Source organism: Paraburkholderia fungorum (genome assembly GCF_003610895.1).
GTDB classification, from domain to species: Bacteria; Pseudomonadota; Gammaproteobacteria; order Burkholderiales; family Burkholderiaceae; genus Paraburkholderia; species Paraburkholderia fungorum_B.
The window spans coordinates 435,695-453,064 of record NZ_MCAS01000012.1; the positions used below are offsets into that span (position 1 = coordinate 435,695).

Genomic DNA, 17,370 nt, shown 5'->3' on the forward strand with positions numbered 1-17,370 from the left:
CGCGTTTTCGATCCCCCGGGGGTAACGTGAATCCAGACCCAGCCACTCATAGCGTCGATGCGCGCTTGCCCGCGTGGCAACTCGTGCTGTTCGGCCTGCAACATGTCCTGTCGATGGCGGCCTCGCCCGTCACCGCGGTTTTTCTGGTGTCGCGGATGTTGTCGCTCTCCCCGGGCATGACCGTGCAACTGATCGGCGCGACCTTCTTTGCCTGCGGCGCCGGCACGCTGCTGCAATCGCTCGGGGCGGGGCCGGTCGGTTCGCGGTTGCCCTTCGTGATGGTGCCGGGCGGCGCGCCCGCCATGCTGTTTGCGGTCATCGCCACGCAAACGGACTTGCGCACTGCCGCGGGAGCGGCGATTCTCACCAGCCTGTTCTACTGGCTCGTGCTGCCGGTATTCGCACGCTGCCTGCGGTTTTTCCCGCGAGTAGTAGTGGGCACGATGCTGCTGCTGGTCTCGGTGAGTCTCATCAAGATCTACGCCGGCATCATTGTTGGCCAGCCGGGAACGCCTGACTTCGCGCGGCCGCAGTCCCTGGGTCTCGCGCTGCTCACGATCGTGGCAACGCTGGCCGTCGCGCGCCTGTTCAAGGGCACGGTGGGGCGGCTCGCCGTGCTGATCGGCCTCGCGATCGGCACGTGTGCGGGCTGGGCAATCGGACTGATGCCCGCCGGCAGCATGTGGGCCGGTCCGCTTTTTACCCTGCCGGCTTTGCTGCCCTTCGGCATGCCACGCTTCGACGTGCTTGCCGCGCTGCCGATGCTGATTTTCAGTGTGATTTCGATGGCCGAGGCGACCGGGCAGACAGTGGCCGTCGGCGAGATCACCGGCAGGAAGATCGACATGCGCCGCGACGTGCCGAGGACGATTCGCGGCGACGCCGTGGCGTCGCTGCTCGGCTCGCTGCTGGGCACCTCGCTCATCATTACGAGCGCGGAGAATATCGGCGTCGTGCAAACCACCGGCGTGCGCTCGCGCTACGTGACCGCGACAGCCGGTGCGATGCTGATGGTCATTGCGCTGTTCGCGCCGCTCGGGCGCTTCGCTTACGCGATCCCCGCGCCGGTGGTAGGCGGCACGGCGCTGATCGTATTCGCGATGATCGGCGTGATGGGCGTCAATCTGCTCGGCAAGGTCGATCTGCATGCACGCGGCAATCAGTACACGCTCGCCGCCGCGCTCGTGGTGGGCCTGCTGCCGATCCTGGTTCCCAACGTGTATGCATCCTTTCCCGGCTATTCGCAGATCGTACTGGGCAACGGCATGGCGGCGGGAACACTCACCGCGATCGTCGTCAATCTGGTGTTCGGCACGTGGCGCGTGAGGCCTGTGGAGAAGGTCCCGGCAATCTGATTTCCGGTTTCAGTTTCTGCTTCAGTTTTTGGCTGTAACACCAGTCCTCGCAGTTCTTCCTCAAACGCTTCAATCCTTTCTCCATGAAAACCAATTTCGCTTTCCGCGCGGCGGACGTCGCGTGCATGGCTGCGCTCGTCGTTTCCACTGCGGCCAACGCTCAAAGCAGTGTCACGCTGTATGGAAGTCTCGACGCCGGTCTCGGCTATGTGAGCAACCTGCACGGCGCCCATGCGTATCTCGCCGAGCAGGGCACCTTCCAGGCCGACCGGTTCGGTTTTCAGGGCGTCGAAGATATCGGTGCCGGGCGTTCTGTGGTGTTCAGGCTCGAAAGCGGTTTCGTCACGACAACCGGCGCATCGGCCAGCAGCAGCACCTTCTTCAATCGTCAGGCCTACGTAGGAATATCCGATCCGACGTTGGGCACGGTGACGCTCGGCCGCCAGACCGACTGGAATTTCGATTGGCTCGGCTCGGTGTCGACGGGTCAACTGCTCGGCGACTTCTCCGCGTTTCACCCCGGCAATCTCGATGGCCTCGGAAGCACCTTGCCGGTACAACTGTCGAGCACGGTGAAATGGAAAAGCGCGAATTACAGCGGGCTGAGTTTCGGCGCGCTCTACGGATTTCCCGGCGCGTCGGCGAGCAACACCAATGGGCGGACCATCAGTTTCGGCGCCAACTATATGAATGGGCCGCTCAAACTGGTGGCGGTGTATTCCGAATACCGCGACCGTTTGCTGCCGCTTTCCAATGGACTGGGCCTGACGTCGTTTGAAGGGCAGACACTCGCGCCCGGCGCTACCTTCAACGCGAAGCAGGTGCGTGACATGGGGCTCGGCGGTTCGTACCGCTTTGAACGCGTGACACTGCATGCGCTTGCCACGGACGTGCGGATTCAGTCTGACGGCGGCAACGAGCACTTTCGCACGATCGACGGCGGCGTCAACGTGCGCTTGACGCCAGCAGAGGAAATCGAGGCGGGAGCGTGGAGCGCGACACTCGCCGGGCGCCGCTGGACGCAATTCACTGTCGCAAACGTGTACTCGCTCTCGAAAGCGACGCAGGTCTACGCGGACCTGATGTTCGAAACCGCCGGCGGCGGGGCCGTGGCGAATACGCTTGGAATCGGAGCGGCTTCGGGTGGCAGGCAGACGGTGTTTCTAAGCGGGATACATCATTTGTTCTGATTTGAGCGTGGAGCGGCGCCAATCTGCGCCGCCGGCCCCGGCGCGATCAGTGATATTCCTGGTTGTGGTGTTCGAGCCGATAAATAAGCAGGCAGACTTTGTTGCCGATTGAAATATAGAGTATTGCGAAAACTCATTCGCGCTGTAATAAATAGTTCGCAATGTCCGGGTATATGGATTGCCTGGATTAAAGTGGTGGTGCGTGAATATGGTGTTCACGTATAAATACAAGTCCAGTGAAATCGAAATGAATCGATATTGTTAGTAAGCCATCTTTTCAAACGTTACAGGCTTGGATGAATTCGCCTGTAAGGCATGCTGGACGGTTGGTTTAAGGGATTGTGCCGAGGATGGCGGAGGCCGAAAAATACAAAGGTATTAAGCAGACAAAACAGAATTAAACAGACAAAACAGCTGTTTTGATAAAACGCACTCCGCATATTGCATTTGAAAATTTAACGGTTATGATGGCGTCTCCGTGAGGCGGTTTCTCGAACGACTGCTCTACGGAGACGGCAGAAATATTTGCCGGGCATACAGGCCGGAGGGGGTAATTAATGCTTCCCGTGCAGATAGACTAAATCGAGGAGACGATATGCTGAGTCCCCATGAATTTGCTACCTTAATGCTCATCAAGAACGCGCCGGATCAGATCGAACTGGGCCGCGCCGAGCTCGACGCCCTGTTCGAGCGGCAGCTCATTTCACTGGAAAACCTCGCATCGGGACGTTCGCGTCCTCAGATCACAAGCGAAGGCGATTCCATTCTTAAGGCGGTTGCCAGGATGCGCTAGGCATCGGCGGCACCTGCTTCGATTCATCCACCATCGCGATCCGCGGTAATCCGTCCGCGCGGGGCTTCGCGTGCCTGATCAAAATTTGAGGAATTCAACCATGACTCTATTGAGTCCCGAGCAGAACGCCGCTGTACAGGCCAACGTCGACACATTCTTCGGCGTGGCCGGAAAGATTTTTGAAGGCGTCGAAAAACTGGCTGCTCTGAACCTGCAGGCCGTCAGGGCCACGCTGGCCGAGACGCAGGAGAGCATCGCGAAGGTGTCTGGAGCGGAGCCGCAGCAATGGTTCGCGCTGCAAGCAGAATCCGCCAGACCCGGCGCGGAAAAATCGCTGTCATACGGCCGCCAGGTGTTCGAGATCGCATCGGCTACGCAGGCTGAAGTCACGCAACTCGTAGAGGCGTACTACGAGCGGTACAACAATCGCGTGCAGTCACTCGTGGAGGAAGCGGCCAAGCGTACTCCGTCTGGTTCGGAAGCCGCGATCGCTGCGTGGAAGTCCGCAATTGCCTCGACCACGACCCTGTTCGAAACGCTGCAGAAAACGGGACAACAGGCCGTGACGATGGCGCAGAGCAATCTTGAGGCAGTCACCGCCACCGCGACGAACAGCGGGCGCAGCGACGCAGGGCCGGCTCCCGCCGCTGCGAGCGCAAAGCGCTAAACCTCACGCGGGCGGCAATGCCCGCGTTGAATGCTTGTGTAATATATGAAGGATTCCTGATGGATGGGGAATCTCGTTGATCGACTGAAATTCGTGTTGCTTCAGAGCAGCGCGGCGCCAGCTTTTACGAGGACGATGCAATGGCAAAGCAGATCGCGGTGGTGACGGGTGGAACGGGTGGAATTGGTGAAGCGATCAGCATCAAGCTGCATGACGCCGGGTATGCGGTCGTGGTTACCTGCTCGCCGGGCAACGCCGGTGCGAACGAGTGGCTCGCCCGGATGGAAGCGCAGGGGCGGCAATTTCTCGCCTACACGGTCGACGTCGCCGACTATGACTCATGTGAAAGATGCATGGCGCAAATCAGAGCCGAGGTCGGACCGGTCGACATTCTGATCAACAACGCCGGCATCACGCGGGACGCCAGCTTCAAAAAGCTCGACAAGGTTAATTGGGACGCGGTGATCCGGACCAACCTCGATTCGGTGTTCAACATGACGAAGCCTGTGTGCGACAGCATGGTCGAGCGCGGCTGGGGGCGCATCGTCAACGTGTCGTCGATTATCGGCTCCAAGGGCGGGTTCGGCCAGACCAACTACGCAGCGGCGAAGGCCGGCATGCATGGCTTCACCAAATCGCTGGCGCTCGAGGTGGCGAAGAAAGGCGTCACCGTCAACACAGTCTCGCCGGGCTATATCGCGACGAAGATGGTGATGGCAGTGCCCGAGGAGATCCGCGAGACGAAGATCATTCCGCAGATTCCGGTTGGCCGGCTCGGACAACCCGATGAAGTCGCCGCACTGGTGTTGTACCTGTGCTCGCGCGAAGCGGGTTTCGTAACCGGCGCCAACATTGCAATCAATGGGGGACAGCACCTGCAGTGAAGCTGGTCGTTCCGCCATGGAGGTTGCGATGAGTGAAGCAGTGGGAATCGTGATGGGTTCATTCGTGCTGGCGATAGCACCCGTGCTGGTCGCCGCTCATTATTACCGGGAGCAGATGCATCGAAAGCGGCTCCGGCAACTGGATCATTTTCACTACTGGGCGCATTGGAGCAAGGCGCGGCCCGATCGCGCCGATCGACACTCGCGCCGCAGGTGAGGGCGTGCCGGCGGCTCGAACCTATTACATCCCAGGTAATTGGCGAGCCGCACGCACGCGCCTAATCTTCGGTCATCGCGCAACTCATCCCGAGCGGCGCATACGATCGAGGACATATCATGTCGACGTTCCAGATTCATACGATTGATTCAGCACCTGAACAATCCCGGCCGGTGCTGCGGCAACTCCAGCAGAACTTTGGCCTGATCCCCAACATTGCGGGAGCCATGGCTGAATCGCCGGTGCTGATCGGCGGCTTCATCGGCATCTTCCAGAAAGTCCATTCCGGCACTTTTACGGAAGCGCAGATCCAGACCCTGTTGCTGACTAACGCGGTGACGAACGCATGCTCCTGGGCCGTTGCATTTCACACGGCTCTGGCATTGAAAGAGGGGCTGTCGCCCGCCGACGTCGAAGCGATTCGCCACGGCCGCGCGCCTGCCGATCACGAGCATGCGGCGCTCTCGGCCTTGACGAAAACCGCGATCGAGAAGCGCGGACACCTGAGCGACCATGACGTGAACCAGTTTATCGAGGCGGGTTTTCGCAAGGACCAGGTGCTCGAGGTTCTCACCGTGCTAGCCGCTTCCACGATCACGAACTACGCCGGCAACATCACGAAGCCTGCGCTTGAAGCGCCTTTCCAGGAGTACGCCTGGACCGCCCAGGTCTGATCTCGCAGAGCCGCCCGGTAACAGGGAGTATGCTGACCGGCGCGGCTCGACTGACCGGTGGCGCCGGACATTCACGGATGCTCGGGCGCCACCGCTCACCCAACCTGATCTGTACCGACTTGCGGAAAATAGACCGATGAATCCCGCGAATCCCGAAAGGAAGACGCCGCCGAATGAACTCGGCGCGTTATTGCGTCACTGGAGAGACATGCGCGGCGTCAGCCAGCTGGACCTGTCGTTCAACGCGGGTGTCTCACAGCGGCACATCAGTTTTGTCGAAAGCGGCCGCAGCGCGCCGAGCCGCCAGATGCTGCTCGATCTCGCCCAGGCGCTCGATATTCCTCTGCGTGAACGCAACACGCTGCTGCTGGCAGCGGGCTATGCGCCGATGTATGCCGACGGCGCGTGGAACGCGCAGGAAATGCAGAGCGTCACCAAGGCGCTCGGGCGCATGTTGCAGCAGCATGAACCGTTTCCCGCGCTCGTCATGGATCGCTACTGGAATGTGCTGATGACCAACGAATCGGCGCCGCGCTTCTTCAATTGCTTCATCGATATGGCCGCGCGCAAGGGGCCGCGCAACATGTTGCATCTGATTTTCGATCCGCATGGCATGCGCCCGTTCGTGGCCGACTGGCAAGCTGTGGCCAATAGTCTGATTCAGCGTGTCTACCGGGAGTCGGTCGGCCGTGTGGTCGACGATCAGACACATGAGTTGCTTGCCGCGTTGCGTGCCTATCCGGACGTCCAGACGGACCTGAACGCTTCTTCGAAGGCCGTGGGAACCGGGTCGACTGCCGCGGCCATGCCGGTGATTCCCATCGGCTTCGTCAAGGACGGCAAGGTCCTGAACTACTTTTCAATGGTCGCCACCGTGGGCACGCCTCAAAGCGTCGCCGCGCAGGAACTGCGTATCGAATGCATGTTCCCCGCGGACGACGAAACGGAAGAGCGGCATCTCGAGATGATCGGCGCGCTCCCGCAACAGCACTGAGCTTGATCAGAACCGGTGCCGCAAGCCGATGCTGACGATCGCTTGCGACTGCGCGTCCGACGAGTGGCCGTTGCCCTTGTCGCTGACCGATGCGGTGGCCGCGACCGGATTGCCGAGCGCGTCCAGCGTGACGCCGGACGCGTGTTGATAGCCGCCCATCAGATAAACCGTGGAGCGCTTCGACATGTTGTACTGCGCGCCGAGCGTGACGTTGTGATACTGCGCGCGTTCGTCCACCCCTTGCACCTCGCCGCCACGCGTGTAGCTATAGCCCGCGAAAAGCTGCACCGCCGGGCGGATCGTCCACTGCCCGAATACGCCCGCGACATTGAAGGTCGCATGCCCGTTGAACAATGAATCGGCACCCGAACGGTACTGCACGTTGCTGTAGTTCAGGCCGACGATGGCAGGGCCGAAATTGTACGTCGCACCCGCGGCGATGATCTGCTGCGATTGCGCGCTCGCGTACCCTTCGTTGATCGAGGAGTTGAACAGGCCGTCGTCCGTGCCGCTCCATTTGCCGTAGGTCGAATCTTTCGTCCCGGTCTTGCTGTTGTCCGAACGCTCGTAGCCGACACCTACGTGCAGCGGGCCGTTGCCGTACCCCGCGCCCACGCTCCACGTATTCTGCTGCTTCAGGCTTCCCGGTTGACCGCCGAAGCCGTACAACGCGCCGAACGTAAATCCCGAGTAATTCGCGCTCGTGTACTTGACCGAATTGTTGACGCGCGCGGTCTGATCGAGATCGTCGATGTCGCCCGGATGCGCGCCGTAGCCGCCGACCATCGCGACCGGCGCAACCGGCGCGACGAAGTCGTTCAGCGAGGTGTACTGGCGCCCGAGCGTGACCGTGCCGTATTGCTGGCTGCCAATGCCGACGAACGCCTGACGGCCGAACAGCCCACCGTTCTGGCCGGTCTTGCCGTTGGTGATGTCGAAGCCGTCCTCGAGCAGGAACAGGGCATTCCAGCCAGCGCCCAGATCTTCCTGGCCCTTGATGCCGAAGCGGCTGCCGGACAGGTTGCCGCTCGTCGCCGCGACGTTCGAGTGTCCCGTGTAAGCACCCGTGGTGCCGGCGCGTTCGTTGCTGCGATACGTGATGCCCGCATCCACGATGCCGTACAGCATGACGGAACTCTGCGCGGCCGCAATGCCGGCGAAGGACAACAGCAGGGGTGCAGCAATCAGTTGCTTTTTCATCGTTTTATAGTCTGGTTGGATCGTCTATTTCAGGTCGCCTGCGTGGCGATCTCTCTTTTTTCCGCACGCACGCAATCCGCTCCCGAACCACGGAGCGGATTGCGTGTAGCGGGGGAAACGGCTTGGGCGATCCTGGCTGCGCGTGCTGATCGCCAACGCGCAGCGAGGGCTCGTGCGATGTCAATGACTTAGTGCGGCACCTGGCGGCATCTCGGGCGCTCGCACCGTGACGGTCTTGCGAACCTTGGCGACCTCCGCCGCGCTGACCGTCGAACCGGTATTGCCCCAGCTGTTGCGCACGAAGTTCGTGACGTCGGCGACTTCCTGATCGTTCAGACGCCAACCGAAGGCCGGCATCGTGAACGAGGACGGGGCGCTCTTCGTGCCTTCGAGCGTGTTGCCGGTCAGCAGCACGTGAATCAGCGAGGTCGCGTCCTTGCCCTGTACCACTGGATTGCCGCCCAATGCCGGGAACACGCGCGTGTAGCCGCGGCCGTCGCTGCGGTGGCAGGCGGTGCAGTTGTCGCGATAGACGACGGCGCCGGGTGCCGTGGCGTCGCCGGTACGCAGCGCGTGGGCCGCCGTATCGTTGTACACGTATGGCGTTTCCTGCGGATCGGTTGACGGCAGTGTCTTCAGGTAGCGCGCGATGGCGGTCAGGTCGGCGTCGCTCATGTGCTGCATGCTGTGCTGAACGACGTCGGTCATGCCGCCGAATGCCGCGCTGTGCTGCGTGCGTCCCGTTTTGAGGAACTGCACGAGATCGGCTTCGCTCCACGAGCCGATGCCGGTGCGTGGATTGCCGCGCAGGCTCGACGGGACCCAGCCGTCAATCGCCGCACCGCCTGCGAGAAACGTGGTGCCGTCCAGATCGCTCAATGCGCGTTCCTGCATCGTTACGGCGCGCGGTGTGTGGCAGGCGCCGCAGTGGCCAAGGCCCTGCACGAGGTACGCACCGCGCGCGACCACCGGATCGCCATAGTGCTGCGCGTCGAACGTGACGGGCTCCGGCGCGAACAGATAACGCCAGATGCCGAGCGGCCAGCGCATCGACAGCGGCCAGACGATATCGACCGCACGGTTCGCCTGGTTCACCGGCGCAACGCCTTGCGTGAAGTACGCATACAGCGCATGCATGTCGTCCTGGCTCAGGCGCGCATAAGACGGGTACGGCATCGCCGGATACAGCGTGTCGCCGTTCGGCCGCACGCCGACACGCACCGCGCGATCGAACTGCGCGAAGGTCCACGAGCCGATGCCGGTATCGCGATCGGGCGTGATGTTGGTCGAGTAGATCGCGCCAATCGGCGTGTCGAACTTCAGGCCGCCCGCGAATGGTTTGCCCGATTGCGCCGTATGGCAGGCAATGCAATCGCCGGCCCGAGCGAGGTATTCGCCGTGCGCGATCAGGGCCGCATCGGCCTGCGGTTGAGCGGGTGTTTGAGCCGCCGCGTGCGCGGCGAGCGGCGCACACAGGGTTGTAGCAGCGCAGAAAGACGCCACGCCCGCGCGTTTGAATGCCTGTCCCAGGCGTTGGATATCGATCTTCTTCATACGCTCACCAGCGGCCCGGGGTTCTTCAGATACTGCTCGCGGATCGCGCGCGCCGACCAGTAGGCGAGCGCGGCGACGAGGCCGGTCGGGTTGTAGCCGATGCCTTGCGGGAACGCGGAGGCGCCCATTACGAACACGTTGTGCACGTCCCAGCTTTGCAGATAGCGGTTCAGCACGCTCGTCTTCGGATCGGTGCCCATGATCGCGCCACCGACGAGGTGAGTGGTCTGATAGCGGCGCGAATCGAAGTGCGCGCCGAATTCGCGCGTATAGACGCCGATGGATTTCGGCCCCATCTGCTGTGCGATCTTGTGCATCTGCCCGGTCACGTATTGCGCCATCTTGATGTCGTTGTCCTTCCAGTCGAAGGTCATGCGCAGCAGCGGCTGGCCGTACGAATCGCGATAGGTCGGATCGAGATCGAGGAACACGTCGCGGTACGACATATTGGAGCCGTGCGCATCCATCGAAATCGTGTGCGCGTAGTGATCCTTTACCGATTTCTTCCAGTCCACGCCCCAGTTCGGCGTGCCGGCCGGTGTCGCGATGCCGCTGATCGGTTTGGTGCCCGCCTGGTTCACCCACAACGGCGAGCCGCCCACAAAGCCGAGCGGGCCGTGATCGAAGTTGTCGGCATTGAAGTCGTCGACGGCGACGCCATTGCCGCCCGCGCCGATGAACGGATTGGTGAAGGTGTCCTTATCGAAGAACGCGGTGATCGTCGAGAGGTTCTGATACGCGAAATTGCGGCCGACCACGCCTTCGCCCGAGATCGGGTCATACGGCTTGCCGATACCCGACAGCAGAAGCAGGTGGACGTTGTGATACTGGAACGCCGCGACGATCACGAGATCGGCGGGCTGAAAGACTTCGTTGCCGGCGGGATCGACGTATGTCACACCCTTGGCGCGCTTTTTCGTATCGTCGAGTTCGACGCGCAGCACGTGGCAACGCGAGCGCAATTCGAAGTTCGGCGATTGCTTCAAGGCAGGCAGGATGTTCAGATTCGGCGACGCCTTCGAGTACATGTAGCACGCGTAGCCGCTGCAGAATCCGCAGAAGTTGCACGGCCCCATCTGCACGCCATATGGGTTCGTGTACGGCCCCGACGTATTCGCCGAAGGCAGGCGGTACGGGTGCAGTCCGAGTTCGCGCGCAGCCTTGCCGAAGCGCTCGGCCGAGTAGGTGTTCAACTGCGCGGGAAGCGGGAAGTTGTCGCTGCGCGGCGCATCGAATACGTTGCCGTCGCCGACCACCTTGCCGTTGACCTTATAAGCCTGGCCCGAGGTGCCGAACACTTTCTCGGCAAAGTCGAAATGCGGTTCGAGTTCCTCGTAGCTGACGCCGTAATCCTGGATCGTCATGCCTTCGGGAATGAAGCGCTTGCCGTAGCGTTCTTCGTAGTGGCTCTTCAGACGCAGTTCTTCCGGGGTGATGCGGAAATGCACGCCCGACCAATGCAAGCCCGCGCCGCCGACGCCTTCGCCCGGCAGGAACGCGGCAAGCTGCCGGTAAGGCAGGGCCGTTTCGCCGACGTTATGACGGATCGAGACGGTGGTCTTCGAAAGATCGAGGAACAGCTTCTTGCGGACGTTGTAGGTGAGCTCGTCGATCGTGTTCGGATACGCGCCGTCCGGATAGGTGTCGCGATACTCGCCGCGTTCGAGCGCGACCACTTTGAGTCCGGCCTCGGTGAGTTCCTTGGCGAGGATCGCACCGGTCCAGCCGAAGCCGATGATTACCGCGTCGGCGTGGGGTTTGGTTTGCGTGGTCATCAGGTGCGCTTTCCTTCGATCGACACGGGGCCATACGGATAGGCCTGGCCGTTCTGGTTGACGAAGTCCATGAAATCGGCGCGCGCGCCGGGAAAGCCGATCATCTTCCAGCCGCCCATGTCGCGATTGCCGCCGTGGATCGGGTCGCAGAAGTAGCCTTCGCGGGTGTTTTGCAGCAGTTGCCCGAAGAAGACCATAGCCGGGACGTCCGCCAGATCGATCTTTCCTGTTTCGAGCGCGGCGAGCACGGTGTCGCGGGTCGGCGCGTCGAGGGCGTCGAACGGATGCGAGTAGGTCTTCGTGCAGTAGGCATTCACCGCGGCGATGCCGAGCCGGTACAGATCGCGCGGCACGAGCTTCAGCTGGTAGCCGAGTTCCGGCGCGCCTTGCTGGAACGGACCCTGCATGTACCAGAGCGCGCCGTGCGCGTACGGCGTGTCCATCTGCCGGTCGATGAATTCCGGCACACCGGCTTCGACCGCTCCTGGGCCTTCGCTGTCTGCGGGGATCAGACGGTCGACCGCGGCATGGACGAAGGCCCATTCCTTCGCGTCGAAGAAGTGGGGCTTGTAGTCAGCGCCGGAAGCCTGGCCCGTGGCGGCAGCGCCGCTCGCGCCCTGGGCGCTCGTGTCGGCCTGCTTGACTTCGCAGCCGGCGAGGGTTCCGGCGGGAACCAGCGCGATGGCCGTGCGTAAGAAGCCGCGGCGGGAGGTGAGAGGAGATTGAGCCATATTGTTCTTTGTCACGAAAAGGGAGCGCGCCAGCGGGCTCCGGGGCAGTCGTCGGATTGCGGCGTCATGGTAAATGGAACCGGTTCCAAAGTGTTTCTACTTTTTTACAATAAGCTGTTTCCTGAAGTGATTAAATGCCGCCTTCCGGGAAAAATCGCTTTTAAATCATAGGTGTTTTTCAGCCCCTGTGGCCCGTGGGCGGGCGGCGGGGCGCATCCTGAAACTGACGCGAAAAAGCGACGTTTCAGGATGCTCGCCGCGCGGGACACCTTTGCGGCAAGGGGCCCGGCGCCGCTCGCCGGCACGCCGGGTCCCGATGGGCGGCGTTTTGGTGAATCAGGCAAGGCACGTCACAATCGAGAGATTCCCCGCCAGGCGACACCATGGAAAACCTCCTGAAGAAACTCGACCTCACCTCGCTGCGCCTGTTCGTCGCCGTCTGCCAGGAGCAGAACATCGCGCGCGCGGCGGAGCGCGAGTTCATCGCGTCGTCCGCCGTGAGCCGGCGCATTGCCGAGATCGAGGCGCTGATCGGCTTGCCGGTGATTCAGCGGCTGTCGCGCGGCATTACGGTGACGCCGGTTGGCGAGACCGTGCTGCGCTATGCGCTGGCAATCATCGGCAACATCGAACAGATGAGCGCCGAGTTGTCGCGTTTTTCATCGGGGGCGAAGGGGCGGGTCCGCGTGGTGGCGAATCTCTCGTCGATCGTGCAGTTTTTGCCCGAAGACGTGGCGGCATTCGGACGCGTGTTTCCGGAGGTGTCGATCGAACTGGAAGAGGAGAACAGCGCGGACGTGCTGCGTATAGTCGGCGAACACGGCGCGGACTTCGGCATCTGCAATTCGGTGGCGGGCAGTGAAGCGTTCGAGCAGGTGCCGTATCGGGAGGATCGGCTGGCGGTGCTGGTGCCGGCGGGTCATCGGCTCGCCGACGTGCCGCGCGTGGCGTTCGAGGCCTTGCTCGACGACAGCTTCGTCGGCCTGCGCAGCGAGAGCGCGCTGACCCAGTTGCTCGCGCAGCAGGCGGTGGCGAGTGCGGGGCGGCAGCTCGACGTGAAGATTCGCGTCAGCAGTCTCGACGCGTTGTGCCGGATGGTCCACGCGGGCCTTGGCATTGCGATCGTGCCCGAGCAGGTGGCGCTGCTTTATGTGAATGCGCTCGACGTGCGGCTGCTGTCCTTGAGCGATGCCTGGGCGGTACGGCGTCTCATCATGATCTTCAAGTCGCGCGATCAGTTGAGCGCGAGCGCGGCGGCGCTGGTGGGGTTCCTCGGCGGTGGAGCATAACGCCGGCGCTCAGGCCGGCACCGCGACCGGTGCCGAGCCGTCCCCTGCGTCCAGCATTCGCACGGCGAAACCAAAGCATCGTTCGATCAGCGCCGGTTGCATGATGTCGTGCGGCGCGCCTTGCGCGATGATCGTGCCGTCTGCCAGCAAGGCGATCGCGTCCGCATAGCGGGCGGCGAGATTTGGATCGTGCACGATCGCGAGCGCGCCAATGTGCCAGCGGCGCGTCAATGCCTTCACGGTTTCGAGCAAACGATGCTGATGCGCAAGATCGAGCGCGGCGGTCGGCTCGTCGAGCAATAAATAGCGTGGCGCTTCATCTGGCAGGTCGCCTGTTTGACCGGTTTTGCCTGCCATGCCGGAGCGCGGCCAGATTTGCGCGAGCACGCGGGCAAACTGGACACGGGCAAGTTCACCGCCGGACAGCGTCGTGATTTCCCGGCCTGCCAGTGGCCCGGCGCCTGCAAGCAGCAGTGCCTCGGCGACGATGCCGCGATCCTCGCGCGACACCGCGCCGTTTGCTGCGTGCGGATAACGGCCGAGCAGCACGATTTCCTCGACGGTGAAAGGAAACACCGGGTTCGACGCTTGCGGCAGCACGGCGCGCAGCCGCGCCAGGTGCTTCGGCGGGATGTCGGCCAGCACCGCGCCGTTGAGCGTGGTCGAACCGCTCTGCTGCGCGGCGCCGCCTGAACCATGACCATGAAACTCGCCCGCCAGCGCTTTCAGCAGGGTGCTTTTCCCGGCGCCGTTGCAGCCGAGCAGCGTGGTCAAACGTCCGGGTTCGATCGTCAGCGAAAGGTCGCGCAGGATGGACCGGTTGCCGCGGGTGATGCAAAGGTGGCTGGTGATGAGCATCGCATGCTCTCCGTCATGAGGTCTGGGGCGTCTGAGTGGGTCACAGACCGAGTTGACTGCGGCTGCGCCACAACAACGCGAGAAAGAAGGGCGCGCCGATGAGCGCGGTCAGAATGCCGAGCGGCACTTCGGCGGGCGCGGCGACGGTGCGCGCGGCCAGATCCGCGAGCACGGTCAGCGTCGCGCCGAGCAGCATGGCGCCGGGCATCACCACGCGTTGGTCGGGACCGCAAGCGAGCCGCACGCAATGGGGCGCCACGAGGCCGATGAAACCGATGACCCCGGTACACGACACCAGCGCGCCCACCCCCAATGCCGACGCCACCAGCACGGTGCGCTTGACTGCCTGGGCCGGTACGCCGAGATGCTGCGCTTCGGCCTCGCCGAGTTGCAGCGCGTTCAGCGCGTGGCCGTTGCGCGCGATCAGCGCGGCGCCGATCAGCACGAACGGCGCGACCGCGGCGAGTACGCGCCATTGCGCGCCGCCCAGGCTGCCCAGGCTCCAGAAGGTGAGCGAGCGCAGTTGTGCGTCGTCGGCGAGATAGGTGAGCAGGCCAATCGCCGCGCCCGCCAGCGCGTTGATCGCGATGCCGGCGAGCAGCAGCAGCGGCAGCGCGAGTCTGCCGCGTGCGGCGGCGAGCCGGTACACCAGCGTCGCCACGAGCAGCGCGCCGATGAACGCGGCAAGCGGCAGCCAGCCGAGGCTCACGGCGCCGATCACAGGGCCGAGCACGATCAGTGTCGTCGCGCCGAGCGCCGCGCCGCTGGAGATGCCGATCAATCCGGGATCGGCCAGTGGATTGCGAAACAGCGCTTGCAACGCACTGCCTGTCGAACCGAAGCCCGCGCCGACCAGCAAGGCCAGCAGCACGCGTGGCAGACGAATCTCGAGCAGCACCGCGCGGGCCTGCTGAAGCGACGCGTCGCTCGCCAGTTCGGCGGGGCTCGCGAGCAAGGCGGACCACACGAGTGCTGGGCTGATTCGATAAGCGCCGACGCAGATCGCCGCGAGCGTCGCCAGCCCGGTCGCGATGCCGAGCGCGCCCAGCATCAGGCGGGCGGCATGCCGCCGCCGTTCGGCGAGCGTGCGCGGCGGGACGGGTGCGAGTCCCGCGATATCCGTATCCATCAAGCCTCCAGGAGCCGCTGGTTCAGCGTGGTCACGGCATCCGGCAGACGGGGGCCGAAGCCGAGCAGGAACAGCGCGTCGAGCGCGACGACGCATTTGTTTTGTCCCGCGGGCGTGGCGGCGAATCCCGGACTTGCCAGCATGGCCGCCGCGCCGCCCACCGCGCTCAGGCCTTCGTCGGTCGTCAGAATGAGATCGGGTGCGGCGCTGACCAGCGCTTCCGCCGAGAGCGGCCGGTAACCGTTGAAGCCCTGCATCGCGTTGCGCGCGCCGGCATAGGCGAGCATTGCGTCGGCGGCGGTGTGCTGACCGGCGACCATCGCCGCATTGCCGGTGTGATTCAGCACGAACAGCACGCGTAGCGCTTGCTTGCGCCCGCTCAACGGCGACCTGGCAACCGTGTCGCGGGCGCGCTGCCACGCGTCGTCGAAACGGGCGCGTAGCGCGTCGCCCTGTGTGTTCACGTCGAGTGCCTTGGCGATGCCCGTGATCTTGTCGCGCACGCTGTTTGCATCGTGCTGCTCGGCGAACGACACGACAGCGACGCCCGCCTGTTTGACTTGTGCGAGAACGTTAGGCGGTCCCGCTTCGGCGGAGGCCAGGATCAGATCGGGCCGCAGCGACAGCAAACCTTCCGCCGACAGCGCACGCTGATAACCGACCTTCGGCAACGCGCGCGCGGCGGCGGGATAACTGCAGGTCGTATCCGCGCCGACCAGCAGGTTGCCCGCGCTGTCAGGCGTACCTTCAGCACCCAGCGCGTAGACGATCTCGGCGAGCGCGCCGCCGACCACGATCACGCGCCGCTGCGGCTTGCCGAACGCTGGCGGCTGCAGCGCGCCGAGCAATAACGCGCCGCCGCCGAACATGAGGCGGCGCCGTTGCCTGCTGATGCGACCGCCGCCGACGTTGCCGCTCGATTCTTTGCGCATTGTTCCGCCCAATTTGCCGCTCATTTCGCGCGTCACGCTGCCGCTCCGTTCTCGAGCGGTGCGATGCCGGCGATCAGTTCGCGCCAGCCCGCGAGTTCAGGGGTGCCGGGTTTGCGCGCGCCGAACAGCATGGCGATGTTTTCGCCGTTCGCGTCGAACAGTTCGAGCGAGGTGACGATGCCGTCGCTGGTCGGTTTGCGCACGACCCACGCGCTTGCAATCAGATCGCCGCGCAGATGCAGATTGAAGCCCGGGTCGAGCACATTGACCCATGGTCCCATCAGACGGATGTTTTTGACGGGGCCGGTATGGATCTGGATCATGCCGCGATTGCCGACGAACACCATGATCGGCAGCGCGCCTTCGGCGGCGCGTTCGAGCAGACCCTGCAGCGCGTCGTTGGCGACCGGATACGCATAGCGGCGTTCGGCGAGCCGCAGCGCCTGGGTGCGCGCAAGGCCAAACTTGCGCAGGAGGCCGAAGAACTGATGGGTGTCGGTCATCGCGTGCCACGCGGCCTGAAACGCGGGGACGTCGATATCGCTGTCCAGATTCTGCGCGGGCGGCACGATAGGGTCTCCCGTCTCGAGGCCCGGGGTCTGGTCGCGCATTTGCCAACGTTCCACAAATGCGTCGAAGGCGGCGTGATTGCTGTGCTCGCGTAAGAACACCTTATGCACGGCATGGCCTTGCGTATCAAAGAATTGCAGGCTCTTCTGCACGCCGTGCGCGGTCTCCTCGCGCACCGCGAAACCCGAGGCCCACGCGTGATAGAACACGCGCAGATCGATCGCGCTGCCGAGCACGAGACCGACCGTGCCGTCGTGGCTCATATCCTCGTAGGAACCGTCCTTTTCATGGACGGCGGCTTCGTTGCGCGTGAGCGCCATCACCGCACCCAGTTGCGGCATCTGTTCGAACAATTCGACGAAGCGCGCCTCGAGCCGTACCACGTGCTCGCCGACGAACGCGGCGAGCGCCTCGCCTTCGCTAATGCCGAGCGCGTGCGCGGCCTCGCGATTGCGCAACTTCTGCGCGCTCTTCAGATTGAGAAAATCATGACGCAACTGATGCAATGAAGCAGCGTCGTTGAAAGCGGAATTCAGCATGATGGAGACCTCGCAATGC

At 63.3% G+C, this 17,370-nt stretch carries 17 protein-coding genes; 9 read left to right on the top strand and 8 right to left on the bottom strand.

Annotated features, from left to right (window positions below):
- Positions 1 to 26 precede the first annotated feature (26 nt).
- From BCY88_RS14685 to BCY88_RS14720, 8 genes are all read left to right on the top strand, one after another.
- Entirely contained in the window at positions 27 to 1,355 is a 1,329-nt protein-coding gene (locus BCY88_RS14685) for a uracil-xanthine permease family protein (RefSeq protein ID WP_120344937.1), read from the top strand.
- A gap of 83 nt (positions 1,356 to 1,438) precedes the next feature.
- Positions 1,439 to 2,545 carry a porin gene (locus tag BCY88_RS14690; RefSeq protein ID WP_120344938.1) on the top strand — a complete coding sequence of 369 codons (1,107 nt, stop codon included), beginning with the start codon at positions 1,439 to 1,441 and terminating at the stop codon, positions 2,543 to 2,545.
- Positions 2,546 to 3,140: 595 nt separating this feature from the next.
- Positions 3,141 to 3,338, top strand: a complete 198-nt coding sequence (locus BCY88_RS14695; RefSeq protein WP_120344939.1) for a hypothetical protein — start codon at positions 3,141 to 3,143, stop codon at positions 3,336 to 3,338.
- A gap of 100 nt (positions 3,339 to 3,438) precedes the next feature.
- Positions 3,439 to 4,005, top strand: a complete 567-nt coding sequence (phaP, locus tag BCY88_RS14700) for a TIGR01841 family phasin (RefSeq protein WP_120344940.1) — start codon at positions 3,439 to 3,441, stop codon at positions 4,003 to 4,005.
- Between the two features lie 140 nt (positions 4,006 to 4,145).
- On the top strand, positions 4,146 to 4,889 hold the full coding sequence (gene phbB / locus BCY88_RS14705; RefSeq protein ID WP_120344941.1) for an acetoacetyl-CoA reductase: 744 nt from the start codon (positions 4,146 to 4,148) through the stop codon (positions 4,887 to 4,889).
- Between the two features lie 28 nt (positions 4,890 to 4,917).
- Entirely contained in the window at positions 4,918 to 5,106 is a 189-nt protein-coding gene (locus tag BCY88_RS14710; RefSeq protein ID WP_183081367.1) for a hypothetical protein, read from the top strand.
- A 119-nt stretch (positions 5,107 to 5,225) separates the two neighbouring features.
- Positions 5,226 to 5,780 carry a carboxymuconolactone decarboxylase family protein gene (locus BCY88_RS14715; protein ID WP_120344943.1) on the top strand — a complete coding sequence of 185 codons (555 nt, stop codon included), beginning with the start codon at positions 5,226 to 5,228 and terminating at the stop codon, positions 5,778 to 5,780.
- A 136-nt stretch (positions 5,781 to 5,916) separates the two neighbouring features.
- Positions 5,917 to 6,774 carry a helix-turn-helix domain-containing protein gene (locus BCY88_RS14720; protein WP_120344944.1) on the top strand — a complete coding sequence of 286 codons (858 nt, stop codon included), beginning with the start codon at positions 5,917 to 5,919 and terminating at the stop codon, positions 6,772 to 6,774.
- 6 nt (positions 6,775 to 6,780) lie between these two features.
- Here BCY88_RS14720 and BCY88_RS14725 read toward each other — a convergent pair whose 3' ends face one another.
- The 4 genes from BCY88_RS14725 to BCY88_RS14740 form a co-directional block, all read right to left on the bottom strand.
- Complete coding sequence (locus BCY88_RS14725; protein WP_120344945.1) at positions 6,781 to 7,974, bottom strand: porin; 1,194 nt, start codon at positions 7,972 to 7,974, stop codon at positions 6,781 to 6,783.
- Between the two features lie 180 nt (positions 7,975 to 8,154).
- Entirely contained in the window at positions 8,155 to 9,528 is a 1,374-nt protein-coding gene (locus BCY88_RS14730) for a c-type cytochrome (RefSeq protein WP_120344946.1), read from the bottom strand.
- Positions 9,525 to 11,303, bottom strand: coding sequence for a GMC family oxidoreductase (locus BCY88_RS14735; RefSeq protein WP_120344947.1), 1,779 nt, complete (start codon positions 11,301 to 11,303; stop codon positions 9,525 to 9,527). Before BCY88_RS14735 ends, BCY88_RS14730 begins: the two co-directional genes overlap by 4 nt.
- On the bottom strand, positions 11,303 to 12,034 hold the full coding sequence (locus tag BCY88_RS14740; RefSeq protein ID WP_120344948.1) for a gluconate 2-dehydrogenase subunit 3 family protein: 732 nt from the start codon (positions 12,032 to 12,034) through the stop codon (positions 11,303 to 11,305). The genes BCY88_RS14735 and BCY88_RS14740 overlap by 1 nt, the downstream gene beginning before the upstream one ends.
- A 383-nt stretch (positions 12,035 to 12,417) precedes the next feature.
- On the opposite strand from BCY88_RS14740, the gene BCY88_RS14745 reads away from it, so the two are divergent.
- Positions 12,418 to 13,323 (top strand): LysR family transcriptional regulator, encoded by a 906-nt coding sequence (locus BCY88_RS14745; RefSeq protein ID WP_120344949.1) that lies wholly within the window; start codon positions 12,418 to 12,420, stop codon positions 13,321 to 13,323.
- 9 nt (positions 13,324 to 13,332) lie between these two features.
- Here the strand turns inward: BCY88_RS14745 and BCY88_RS14750 are convergent, their stop codons facing one another.
- Genes BCY88_RS14750 through BCY88_RS14765 form a run of 4 tightly spaced genes read right to left on the bottom strand, consistent with a single transcriptional unit; the run spans position 13,333 to position 17,351 of the window.
- Positions 13,333 to 14,181 carry a heme ABC transporter ATP-binding protein gene (locus tag BCY88_RS14750; RefSeq protein ID WP_120344950.1) on the bottom strand — a complete coding sequence of 283 codons (849 nt, stop codon included), beginning with the start codon at positions 14,179 to 14,181 and terminating at the stop codon, positions 13,333 to 13,335.
- A gap of 40 nt (positions 14,182 to 14,221) precedes the next feature.
- Positions 14,222 to 15,310 (bottom strand): FecCD family ABC transporter permease, encoded by a 1,089-nt coding sequence (locus BCY88_RS14755; RefSeq protein ID WP_120344951.1) that lies wholly within the window; start codon positions 15,308 to 15,310, stop codon positions 14,222 to 14,224.
- Positions 15,310 to 16,242: a heme/hemin ABC transporter substrate-binding protein gene (locus tag BCY88_RS14760; RefSeq protein WP_183081369.1), complete on the bottom strand. Its 933-nt coding sequence runs from the start codon at positions 16,240 to 16,242 to the stop codon at positions 15,310 to 15,312. The genes BCY88_RS14755 and BCY88_RS14760 overlap by 1 nt, the downstream gene beginning before the upstream one ends.
- 32 nt (positions 16,243 to 16,274) lie before the next feature.
- Positions 16,275 to 17,351 carry a hemin-degrading factor gene (locus tag BCY88_RS14765; RefSeq protein WP_120344952.1) on the bottom strand — a complete coding sequence of 359 codons (1,077 nt, stop codon included), beginning with the start codon at positions 17,349 to 17,351 and terminating at the stop codon, positions 16,275 to 16,277.
- Positions 17,352 to 17,370 lie beyond the last annotated feature (19 nt).